The following is an 11,631-nucleotide window of genomic DNA, read 5'->3' as shown; positions in this document are numbered from 1 at the left end:
CCCCACCCCGGCCCTCCCCCACGGGGGAGGGAGCCGTTCTGCGGCAGATTCAAATTTCTGCTGCCGTATGCATATGGATGGTTATGAAACCATTGCTATTTTTGCAGCCAATGCGTCCCCTCCCCCTGTGGGGGAGGGTCAGGGTGGGGGCAGCAGACAACAGCTCGGCAGGTTTGGGATTTTGTCGGGTTGTCGTGCAAGGTATGGTTTGGAAGGAAGTCTAATGGCCGTCCTGCGTTTGCGGCTTGGTGAGGATTGTCATCTGCGGGAAGATTGCTTTGCACCGGCGAGAAAACGGGCGACCCCTACCCCGCCTTCCCCCGATTTTGAACAGGTTCTTAATGGTGGGCCAAGGCTCACCCTACAGGCGGATTGCGACAACCATAGGGTGCGCCCCGGCGCACCGTTCGCAATACTTGCTTCGGGTGATAATTTTCGTGGATTATCGTTAAAGCTGTGTTACATTCGCCATACCGCGCTACGCGGCACCTCGTCCCATCTTCACCGGAGACCGCCATGACCACGAACAACTCCTTCTTCGGCCATCCGCGCCAACTCTCGACGCTCTTCCACATTGAACTGTGGGAGCGCTTTTCCTTCTACGGGATGCAGGGCATCCTCTTTATCTACCTCTATTACAGCGCGACCAAAGGCGGCCTCGGCTTCAGCGAGGCGGCCGCGGGCGGCCTCGTCGGCGCTTACGGCGGCAGCGTTTACCTCTCCACCATCCTCGGCGGCTGGCTTGCCGACCGTATTTTTGGCGCGGAACGCACCCTGTTCTACGCCGGTATCCTCGTCATGACAGGCCACATCGCGCTCGCCGTCATCCCCGGCGTGGACGGGCTGATTGCAGGGCTGGTCTGCATCGCCCTCGGCAGCGGCGGCGTCAAGGCATCGGCCAGCTCGATGGTCGGCGCGCTTTATGAGGACGAGCAACTGCGCCCGCTGCGCGATGCCGGATTTTCCATCTTCTACATCGCCATCAATATTGGCGGCTTCCTCGGCCCGCTCATCACTGGCGTACTGCAACGCTACATCGGCTTTCACTATGGCTTCGGTGCCGCTGCCATCGGCATGGCATTTGGCCTGTGGCGCTACGCCGCCGGGCGCAAAAAACTGCCACGCCTTGGCGCACCGCACCCGCTGCCGCCAAAACAGCGCAAAACCGCCGCCACCGCCGCGCTCGCCATCATCCTCGCGCTCACCGCCGCAGTGCATTACGACAAACTCGGCCTGGACAATTTCCCCGGCGTGCTGCTCACCGTCGTCATCCTCGCCACTGCGGGCTACTTTGCCCGGCTGCTGCTCGACCCGAAAGTTGACCGCGACCACCGCCGCTACATCATCGCCTACCTGCCACTGTTCGCCGCCATCTGCGTCTTCTGGGCCATCTGGTTCCAGATATACACCGTCGTTACCGCCTATTTTTCTGAAACCATGGATCGCAGTGTTGGTCCGTATGCCTTCAATATTTTTGGCCACACCTTTATCTTCAACGAAATCCCCGTCTCCTGGAAAGATTCACTGCAAAGTTTCTGGGTCATCCTCTTCTCCGGCGTGATGGCAACGCTATGGACGAAAATGGGCGAGGCACAGCCGAAAACACCGCTCAAATTCGCGCTGTCGCTCTTTATCCTCGGCCTGGGCTACCTCTGCTTCGTGCCGTTTATCAAAACCGGCGTAGTGATGGGGCTCGTCGTCTTTGCCTTCGCCATCCTCCTCAACACCCTCGCCGAACTGCTGCTCTCGCCCATCTCGCTCTCCTTCGTCACCAAAATCGCGCCGGAGCATGTGAAAACACAGATGGTCGCGCTCAACTTCCTCGGCCTCTCGCTCGGCTTCACCCTGGGCGGCATCATCTTTGCCAAAAACTACGGCGTGCATTTCGCCGACCCTGCGGCGCTTGACGCCACCAGCCTGCTCGCCCGCGCCGCCGCACAACCCTGGCACGACTACCTGCAAACGATGAACACCGCCAACTACTACGCGCTCATCGGCGGCATCAGCATCGCCACCAGCGTCGCCCTCACCCTCGCCGTTCCGGCGCTGAACCGCCTGCTGCGGGGGATTGACTGAAGCAGCCCACAAAAAAACCGCCGGAATCCGGCGGTTTTTTCTTGCACTCCCCATCAGCGGGTAATCGTAATCGGATTTTGCCGCCACATCGCAATCAGGCAGGTGTGTACCGTAATCAGCATTTCAATCAGCGTCACGCCAATCATCGCCCCCAAAAAGGCGGTGAGAATCCAGTAATGATTGATGGGCAGCGATTGCACCATTGCCAGATGCTTCGGTGCGAGCAGCCAGAAACACAAGCCCGCCAACAGCCAGGAATACGTAAAAATATCGCCCAAAATATCGGCAAAACACTCGCGCGGATGCTCATAGCCGGAAGACTTGTTGGCCGTCCACACCGACCAGCCCAAATAAACGGCGGCAAACGCCAACAGCACAAAACTGAGCGCCAAATCGGTGAGGCGCATAAAGCCGACGACAAACCCGGCAACCGTCAACAACACGCCGAGGCGGAAAAACGACTTGAACAAGGCAGACATAAAAACCTCCAAAAAGAAAAACACCATTTAACACGAAAGCACGGCAAAGCGCCAACGACCGAACCGTCATCTGCCGCGCCACCCGCCGGATTGCGCTATCATCAATGCTTTCACAAGGACACGCTCATGAACTGGACCCAACTGCTTTCCACCTACCGCATCGGCCAGGCCGCCTGCCCCGAACCCTCGGTACGCTCCGACTTCCAGCGCGACGGCGACCGCCTCATCTTCTCCGCCGCCTTCCGCCGCATGAAAGACAAAACGCAAGTCTTCCCGCTGGAAAAAAACGACTACGTCCGCACCCGCCTCACCCACTCGCTCGAAGTCTCCTGCGTCGGGCGCAGCCTCGGCAGCAGCGTCGGCACCTGGCTTCTGGAAAAAAATCCCGAACTGGCGCAGCACGGCATCCACGCCGCCGACATCGGCGACATCGTTGCTGCCGCCTGCCTCGCGCACGACATCGGCAACCCGCCCTTCGGCCACTTCGGCGAACAGGCGATGCGCGACTACTTCCAAAGCGCGGAAGCGGGCAACATCCTCGAACGCCTCGACAACGACGCGCAGCGCGCCGACCTGCTCAACATCGAAGGCAACGCGCAAGGCTTCCGCATCACCAACCGCCTCGAAAGCCCGGACAACCACGGCGGCCTGCGCCTGACCGCCGCCACCCTCGCCGCCGCCAGCAAATACCCTGCCACCGCCTACAAAAACCCCTACAAAAAGAACGGCGTCTATCAGGACGACCTCGCCGACTTCGCCACCATCTACCAGGCGCTGGGCATCCCGCCGCGCGGCGACAGCGGCCAGGCGTGGCAGCGCCACCCGCTCTCCTACCTGATGGAAGCGGCGGACGACATCTGCTACCTCATCGTCGATATCGAAGACGCCTACCAAATCCGGCAAATCGAGCACCGCACCGCCTACGAACTGCTCGCCGATTTGGCGGGCGACATGGCCGACGGCGACCGTCTTGCCGCGATGGAAAGCAAAAGCGACCAGCTCGCCTACCTGCGCGCCAAGGCCATTGGCCGCCTCGTCCACGAAACCGTCGCCGTCTTTCAGGACAACGAAGCGGCGCTGCTCGCCGGCGCGCGCGACGCACCGCTGCTGAAAAGCATCCCGTCCATCGACAAACTCGCCGCCTTGCGCGCCTACGCCGAAAAACACATCTACCTCAGCCGCCCGGTGGTGGAAGTGCAAATCGCCGGACACCGCGTCCTCACCGGGCTGATGGCGACCTACTGCCAGGCCGTTGCCAACACACATGGCCGCGACCACCACGCCCGCGCCGACGAAATGATATTGGCACTTTTGCCCGAACGCTTCCGCAAAAACCGCGACACCCTCTACCGCAAACTGCTCGGCGTCTGCGACTACGTCGCCGGCATGACCGACAGCTACGCCGTCTCGCTCTACAAAAAAATCACCGGCATCAGCCTGCCGGTGAATTGAGCGGTAGGGTGGGGCTTGCCCCACCGTGAAAGCTGATGCGTTTCGTCGTCGCGGCTCAAAACCCGCCTTGCCATTTCCCCGCTATCCTGTAGTAAACCACCACCGGAGAACCCATGAAAACCACCGCCCTGCTCGCCGCCCTTATCAGCCTGCCCGCCTTCGCCGCCTTCAGTGACGACCCGTACAGCAGCGAACCGCCGGCCAACATCCCGCCCGGCTGTCCCAAGCCCATACCGCTGACACGCGGCGACCATATTTCTAAGCCCCCTGTCCGTTTCCTGAACCGTGCCGAACGCGAAATGCTCGCCGCCGGATATGACAACGCCTACTGGTTGGACAACGGGCTGATTGCCGCCTGGCGCGACGGTCGCTATGCCATTTTGGATATTAACGGGCATGAATTGGTGGCGCCACGTTACGACGGTTTTCAGATAATTAACGGAATGCTTTTTGCACGGCAAGGGGGATTATGGGCTTACCTTGACGTTAGCGGACGGGAAATACTGCCGCCGCAATTCCAGCGTGTAACACCATTCACTTTGGATAGCAGAATCGTCCATGTCTGCAAAACAGAAAAAGACTGTTTCTTTATGGGGCTGGATGGAAAACCGACGACAGCATTGCCGCCAAATGGATTCTTGCGTCAATCCGGTTACTCCCAGGTAAATATTGCTGACGGTTTGAACAGATTTAAGCGCAACGGGCTTTATGGTTATATAAACCAACAGGGGGAAGAAGTTATTGCGCCACAATATGAAAATACCGATGGCTTTTCTGAAGGACTGGCTGCCGTCCGCAAAGACAGCAAAGAAGGCTATATCAATACCAGCGGCAGAATAGTCATCCCGTTGCAATATGACCATGCGGGCGGTTTTTATAACGGGCGGGCAATTGTTAAAGTCGGTAATATGAAAGGGCTGATTGACCGCAAGGGTACATTTATCGTAACGCCGCAGTACGATGAAATTTCCTCTGACTTTGGTACAGAGCAAGCGGTCGAAATTACCAAAAACGGCAAGCACGGCATTTTGGATTGGCAAAGCGGCAAAGAAATTGTGCCACCGGAATATGCGTGGGGCGCTATCAGCCCGTTTAGCGAAGGTATCGTGCGCGTAGGGCGCTACGAACCTTATGGCTACAGTTTCTACAACCGGCAGGGCGAAAAAATCAGCAAGAAAGATTATTACGAAGCTGACGATTTTAAACACGGCATGGCGCGTATTGGCATCAGTATGGATACATACGGTTTTATCAACCGGCGGGGCGAAGAAATCATCCCGCCAGATTACGGCTTTCTTGGATTTTTATCGGAAGGATTGATTGTCGCGCAAAAAGGAGAATACGGCTTCATTAACAGCAAAGGCGAAACGGTTATCCCTTTCCAATACCAATGGGCATTGGATTTCCACGACGGACGGGCAGCCGTAAAAAATAATGATAAATGGGGATTCATTGACCATCAGGGCAATGAAGTTGTCCCGCTACAATACGACGAAATTAACAGCTTCCAAAACGGACTGGCACAAGTACGGCAGGGCAATGAATCCGGCATTATTGACCGTGACGGAAAATTTGTTATCCCACTAACGGAAGGCTTTTTTAACGAACCGGATTTGAACCATGACCGCATTGCCTTTAACAACTATCACCTTTGGGGATTCTACGACTTGCGCGGCCATCAAATCGTACCGCCGCGTTACCTGAAACACCGCTTTGGTTCACTGGACAAATTTCCGCTGGTCTTTGAAAACGGCCTGATTGAAATGGTACTGCCACGCGAAGGCACAAAAGCAGAGAATGCCAATGTGGTGCTGGTTGATGTCGAAGGCTGCCCGGTCGCATACGGTGTGAAATAACCCGCCGCCGCCCGATGACCCCGTTCCCAAACTGAAAAATCCGCCATGCCCCGCCAAACCACCGACCGCCTCATCGCCCTCATCTTCCTCGTTCTCACCGCCGCCTTCCTCTGGCAGGCGCTCGCCAACCCCGCCTTTCAGGACTGGCTTTTCGCCCGCCATCACAACATCCTGAGCTGGTACATACGCCCGCTGCTGCTCATCCCGGTCATGCTAGCGGCGTGGTGGCGCAGTTGGGGCGCGCTGATGGCGGCCATCTTCGCGCTCCTCACCAGCATGGGCTGGTTCCCCGCGCCGGCGGTGGCGGACGACCACGTGCGCCAATTCCTCGCCGATGAAGTCGCCTTCCTCCGCAGCGGCTGGACATGGACAAAAACCGGCTACACCCTGACCGTACTCGCCTTTTTCGCGCTGCTGGTCGGCGCCGCCTGGCATCATCACTGGCGCGGAATCGCTGCCATCCTGACCGCCGCCGCCTGCAGCAAAATCCTCTTCAGCCTGCTCGGCAGCGGCGTCGCCGCAACCGCCATCATCCTCCCCGCCCTCATTGGCCTCGCAATCTGCCTCGCCGTTGCGTGGCGCATCCACAAAACCCGTTAAACCCAGGAGAAACCCATGCGCGCACTACTGCTCATCGACATCCAGAACGACTTCATGCCCGGCGGCGCCCTGCCCGTGGCCGATGGCGACGCCATCATCGCCCCGGTCAATGCCGCCATGCACGACTACCCGCTCATCGTCGCCACCCAGGACTGGCACCCCGCCGAACACGAGAGCTTCGCCAGCGCCCACCCCGGCCAGCAACCGTTCGCCACCATCACCCTGCACGGCCTCGCGCAAACCTTGTGGCCGGAGCACTGCCTCGCGGGCAGTGACGGCGCCGCGCTGCATCCGGCGCTGGATACGCGCCGCATCGCCGCCATCTTCCGCAAAGGCATGGATCCGCACACCGACAGCTACAGCGCCTTCTGCGACAACGGCCAGCGCCACCACACCCGGCTTGACGCCTGGCTGCGCGCCTGCGGCGTCACCGACATCGACGTCGCCGGCCTTGCCGCCGATTATTGCGTCTATTACAGCATCAAGGACGCGCTCGCCGCAGGCTTCCGCGTCCGCCTAATAGAAAACGCCACCCGCGCGATTGACGCCGCCGCTTATGCGGCGAAAAAAGCGGAATTGTTGCAGCATCCGGCATTCGGCCTCGGCTGAGGAGGCATCCGCAGCGAGGCGGGCGTTATCCGGTCGCAGGTCGGGCATTTATGCCCGACATCAAGTTTTGTCGGCCATGAATGGCCGACCTACGGTAGCTGTTCCCGCCCGCCATAGGGTGCGCCTCGGCGCACCGCACACGGTTCAAGGCATTTGGGCAGCAACAAACGAATACCACAGCGGCACACCTGATACACTCGCGCAAAACGTGTCGCCACTGAATACTCTACCATCTCATTGCCGTCGCACCCATGCGAGCAATCACCGCCGGAGGCAGGGGCGCAGGCGGTAGCGCGGCACAGATTCGCGTGCTACATTTGAACGCAACCGACGGCTGCGCAGAAAATCAGCAGCGGCATTTTGTCTGCTGCCGGAATGCAAGCCGTCGCCAGCATTACGCTTTTTGACGACGCCCGCCGTCGTCCGCCACTTTGTCCACAAATTTGGGGATAAACCGCTACCGCCTCGGTGGACGGAGACGACCGCGCTGCCGTCAGGTTATGCACAAATCCAGCGCTGGCGCGACGGCAAGGATTGCAAGCGGAAAAAGCGCTTTGTTTACCGCAGATTCTTTTATTTTATTGTTTTATCGTGAATTTTTACAGCAGGCGCCATGCGCAATACCGACCGCAACCGCCGGTGAACGCTAAAATTTTTGACAAAACGCGCCAGTTATCCACCGCTTTATCCACAATCCACTCACCACGCCAACCATGACCCCTTTCGCTCACCGCCTCGCCGCCTGGCAAGCCCAATATGGCCGCAACCACCTGCCCTGGCAGGGCAACGACCCCTACCGCGTCTGGCTCTCGGAAATCATGCTGCAACAGACGCAAGTCGCCACCGTCTTGCAATATTACCCGCGCTTCCTCGCCCGCTTTCCCGATGTCGGAAGCCTCGCCGCCGCTGCCGATGACGACGTGCTCGCGCTGTGGTCCGGTCTCGGCTACTACAGCCGCGCCCGCAATCTGCACCACGCCGCGCGGCAAATCATGGACGAACACGGCGGGCAGTTCCCGCGCGACCGCGCCGGACTGGAGACGCTGAAAGGCGTGGGGCGCAGCACCGCCGCCGCCATCGCCGTCTTCGCCTTCGGCCAGAAGGAAGCCATTCTCGACGGCAACGTCAAACGCCTGCTCGCCCGCCACGCGGGCATTTACGGCGCGACCGACCAGCCCGCAACTCTCGCCGCGCTGTGGGCGGAGGCGGAAGCGCGCCTGCCGGACGATGCCGCCACCCTGCGCCGTTATACGCAGGGGCTGATGGATTTGGGCAATGGCATCTGCACCCGCACCCGTCCGCGTTGCGGCGAATGCCCGGTCGCCGCCGACTGCTACGCTTACCGGCACGATGCCACCGCCGCGCTGCCGGAAAAGCGCGCGAAAAAGCCCAACCCGGAAAGGCACACGGTGATGCTGCTCGCCCGCTGCGGCGACCGCCTGCACCTTTACCGCCGCCCGGATCGCGGCATCTGGCGCGGCCTGTGGTCGCTGCCGGAATACGATAGCGTCGCCACCGCCGAGACCGCCGCGCAAACGCTGGGCGCGATTACCGCGCGTGCAACGCTGCCCGCCATCACCCACAAATTCACCCACTACACCCTGCACATCGCGCCCTTTGCCGTGACCATCGCCACGCCCGCCCGCGCCGCCGACTGGTTGCCGCAACAGGAGGCGCTGGCGAAAGGCCTGCCCGCGCCGGTGCGCCGCCTGATAGACGACCATTTCTGCTAAAACCCGGAGAAAGCCATGCTGAATTATTACCGCCTGAAAATCTCGCTGATAGAATCCCACGTCGTGCCCATTTCCCAATTGCACCGCATCATAGAAATTAGCGGCAATGCCACCTTTGCCAATCTGCATGAACTCATTTTTGAGGCCTTTGACCGCCGCGAGCCGTGCCTTTACAAATTCATGCTGACGCGTCGCGAAGCCACCAACCGGCGCATCCTTTACCAATGCAACGAAGAAGTCATTTGCAACCATAAAAACATGATATCCAGCCTGCCGGAAGAAGAAAGACCGGTGCAACACAATGCCGAAATTTTTACCCTTGACGAGGCGGCATTTCAGGAAAAAGATTTCTTCTATTACTGGTTTGATTTCATCGATGACTGGATACACCGCATCAAAATCGAAAAAATCCTCCAGGACAAATCTCCCGCTGCGGAAAATCCCGAAACATGGCGCGGTGTCATCCTGAAAAAAGTCGGTGAATCCCCGGCGCAATATTGACCCATAACCGGAGCATCCCGTGTCCACCCTTGAAAAAGCGATCGAACTCGCCGCCAATTACCACGCCGGACAAACCGACCGTGGCGGCACGCCCTACATCCTCCACCTGCTGGCGGTAATGATGGCGGTGGATGGCATCGAAGCGAAAACCATCGCCGTGCTGCACGACATCCTCGAAGACACACCGCTTACCGCTGACGACCTGCGCGTCGCCGGTTTCAGCGAAGCCATCGTCGAAGCCGTGCTGGCGCTGACGCGCAAAGCCGACGAAAGCCGCATCACCGCCGCCTACCGCGCCGCAAGCAACCCGCTGGCGCGGGCGGTCAAACTGGCGGATGTCGCCGAAAACCTGAAAATCGAACGCATCCCGCAACCTAGCGCGCGCGACCTCGCCCGCCTGGACGAATACCGCGAAGTGGAACAAATCCTGCGCGCCGCCGCAGACGACCGATGACATTCATTCGCATTTGACATTTCCCCGCATAGCTGCCAGTCTTTGCCCGCCGCCTTTGCGGCTTTCACCAACCCACGGAGCAAACCATGCTGTCAGAAAACATCATCAAACACCTCAATGACCAATTAAACGCCGAGTTCTACTCGTCCAACGTGTACCTGCAAATGTCGGCCTGGGCGGATTACAAAGGATTCCCCGGAGCCGCCAAATTCCTGAAAGCGCACGCCGCCGAAGAAATGGAACATATGCAGCGCCTCTTTACCTATCTCTGCGAAACCGGCGCGATGCCGCGTCTTGCTGCCATCGCCGCACCCAAAACCGAATACACCAGCCTGAAAGAACTCTTTGAAGAAGTCTATGCCCACGAAAAAGAAATCACCGGCAAAATAAACAAACTGGTGGAAGAAACCTTCAAGGAAAAAGACTATTCCTCTTTCAACTTCCTGCAATGGTACGTCGCCGAGCAACATGAAGAAGAGCATCTCTTTACCTCCATTCTCGACAAATTCAATGTCGCTGGCGATACCGGCATTGGCCTTTACCATATCGACGAAGATTTGGGCAAAATGGCAGACGCCAAATAATCCGTCATCTGTAAATCACGCAAATAAAAACCGCCCTCCGGGGCGGTTTTTTTATCGGAATTGGTACAGCGCGGGTTTCCCTAAAAAATGGCTCCGCCATTTTTTAGAGTGCCCGGTCAGGCGGCGCCGTACAGAACCTTGTGCGGATTACTTTATTGCCCGTATAACGCGGTCAGTTGCCCGCTTGCCAGCACCTTGCCGTTCAGGCTGAAGCCAAGTACGGCAGGCGTTGCGTCGGCGGGCAGGTCGAGGCTGCTGTCCAGCGCGTAGAGGGTGTAGATGTAGCGGTGTGGCGTGTCGCCGGGCGGCGGGCAGGCACCGATGAAGCCGCGGATGCCGCCGTCGTTTTTGAGGGCGGCGGCTCCGTCGGGCAGTTTGGCGTCGGTCGCGCCCGCGCCTGCGGGCAGTCCGGTCGCGCTCGCCGGGAGGTTGTACACCGCCCAGTGCCAGAAACCGCTGCCGGTCGGCGCATCCGGGTCATAGACGGTCAGCACCAGCGATTTCGCCTCTTTGGGGACGCCCGTCCATTGCAGCGCCGGGCTGAGGTTCTTGCCGCTGCAACCAAAGCTGTCGGCGACTTGCGCCAGGGTCAGCGTCGCGCCTTCTGCGATGTCCGGGCTGGACAGTTGCAGGGTTTGCGCCGGTTTGGCGGGCTGTTTGACCTCCAGCGTGTCGGCGTGGGCGGCGAGGGATGCGGCGATGAGTGCCGCGACGAGACATTTTTTCATGATGGCTCCGGGTTGTGAAAGGAGCAGCCATTAAACCACCGGCCCGCGCGCGATAACAGCCGCTACGCGCACAACATTGCCCGTTGGCGCACATTCGCGCGGCGTTGACATGACCGGAATCTTCGCCGCCATCTTTTGTCAATGCACAATCCTTACGATATGTAATAAAGAAACGGCGCACCCATCTCCATCAAGCGGACAATATATTGAAATACAACAATAAAATTAAATAACTGGATATTAATCTGAGAAAACCGTAATATTTTGTCATTCATCCACCATGAACCAGGGACAGCGCAATGGCAATCCAACTGACAGTAAAAGAAGGCAACAGCGAACGGAGCTGGGACGTCGTTGACGGTCAGCAAATCGACATCAACATGGCCAAGGGCGCGGAATATGCCCTGATTGACACCCGTACCGGCGAAACCCCGGACGGATTGCGCGTGGTCAACAACCACGGCCAAACCGAAATCTACGGCAGCGACACCTTCCCGTGGGTAACGCTGCACGATGACGGCAGCGACACAGATGCCGCGCCGCAGCCGGAAGCAGCGCC

12 protein-coding genes are annotated in these 11,631 nt (G+C 58.9%); 10 read left to right on the top strand and 2 right to left on the bottom strand.

Translation table 11 applies throughout. The features are described 5' to 3' along the window. Positions 1–516: 516 nt before the first annotated feature. The gene (locus tag Q0349_RS12515) at positions 517–2,076 is read left to right on the top strand and encodes an oligopeptide:H+ symporter (RefSeq protein WP_298081353.1); all 1,560 of its coding nucleotides are present in this window, start codon (positions 517–519) and stop codon (positions 2,074–2,076) included. A gap of 53 nt (positions 2,077–2,129) precedes the next feature. Here the strand turns inward: Q0349_RS12515 and Q0349_RS12510 are convergent, their stop codons facing one another. Next, positions 2,130–2,555 carry a hypothetical protein gene (locus Q0349_RS12510; RefSeq protein ID WP_298081352.1) on the bottom strand — a complete coding sequence of 142 codons (426 nt, stop codon included), beginning with the start codon at positions 2,553–2,555 and terminating at the stop codon, positions 2,130–2,132. A gap of 126 nt (positions 2,556–2,681) precedes the next feature. Here Q0349_RS12510 and Q0349_RS12505 point away from each other — a divergent pair, with 126 nt between their 5' ends. From Q0349_RS12505 to ftnA, 8 genes are all read left to right on the top strand, one after another. Further along, positions 2,682–4,007, top strand: coding sequence for a deoxyguanosinetriphosphate triphosphohydrolase (locus Q0349_RS12505; RefSeq protein WP_298081351.1), 1,326 nt, complete (start codon positions 2,682–2,684; stop codon positions 4,005–4,007). Between the two features lie 113 nt (positions 4,008–4,120). Then, positions 4,121–5,863, top strand: a complete 1,743-nt coding sequence (locus Q0349_RS12500; protein WP_298081350.1) for a WG repeat-containing protein — start codon at positions 4,121–4,123, stop codon at positions 5,861–5,863. 45 nt (positions 5,864–5,908) lie between these two features. After that, positions 5,909–6,463 carry a hypothetical protein gene (locus Q0349_RS12495; RefSeq protein WP_298081349.1) on the top strand — a complete coding sequence of 185 codons (555 nt, stop codon included), beginning with the start codon at positions 5,909–5,911 and terminating at the stop codon, positions 6,461–6,463. A gap of 15 nt (positions 6,464–6,478) precedes the next feature. Next, the gene (gene pncA, locus Q0349_RS12490; protein WP_298081348.1) at positions 6,479–7,072 is read left to right on the top strand and encodes a bifunctional nicotinamidase/pyrazinamidase; all 594 of its coding nucleotides are present in this window, start codon (positions 6,479–6,481) and stop codon (positions 7,070–7,072) included. A gap of 713 nt (positions 7,073–7,785) precedes the next feature. Beyond that, entirely contained in the window at positions 7,786–8,805 is a 1,020-nt protein-coding gene (gene mutY / locus Q0349_RS12485) for an A/G-specific adenine glycosylase (RefSeq protein WP_298081347.1), read from the top strand. Between the two features lie 15 nt (positions 8,806–8,820). After that, positions 8,821–9,306, top strand: coding sequence for a hypothetical protein (locus Q0349_RS12480; RefSeq protein ID WP_298081346.1), 486 nt, complete (start codon positions 8,821–8,823; stop codon positions 9,304–9,306). Between the two features lie 19 nt (positions 9,307–9,325). After that, positions 9,326–9,760 carry a hypothetical protein gene (locus tag Q0349_RS12475; protein WP_298081345.1) on the top strand — a complete coding sequence of 145 codons (435 nt, stop codon included), beginning with the start codon at positions 9,326–9,328 and terminating at the stop codon, positions 9,758–9,760. Positions 9,761–9,846: 86 nt separating this feature from the next. Beyond that, positions 9,847–10,344 carry a non-heme ferritin gene (gene ftnA / locus Q0349_RS12470; protein ID WP_298081344.1) on the top strand — a complete coding sequence of 166 codons (498 nt, stop codon included), beginning with the start codon at positions 9,847–9,849 and terminating at the stop codon, positions 10,342–10,344. Positions 10,345–10,496: 152 nt separating this feature from the next. Here the strand turns inward: ftnA and Q0349_RS12465 are convergent, their stop codons facing one another. Further along, positions 10,497–11,072, bottom strand: a complete 576-nt coding sequence (locus tag Q0349_RS12465; protein WP_298081343.1) for a YbhB/YbcL family Raf kinase inhibitor-like protein — start codon at positions 11,070–11,072, stop codon at positions 10,497–10,499. A 299-nt stretch (positions 11,073–11,371) separates the two neighbouring features. On the opposite strand from Q0349_RS12465, the gene Q0349_RS12460 reads away from it, so the two are divergent. Then, positions 11,372–11,631 (top strand): hypothetical protein (locus Q0349_RS12460; protein WP_298081342.1); only part of this gene is annotated, 260 nt, incomplete at its 3' end.

Origin of the sequence: uncultured Cardiobacterium sp. (assembly GCF_938028185.1) — a bacterium.
GTDB lineage: Bacteria > Pseudomonadota > Gammaproteobacteria > Cardiobacteriales > Cardiobacteriaceae > Cardiobacterium.
This window is presented reverse-complemented; position numbering and strand designations above follow the sequence as displayed.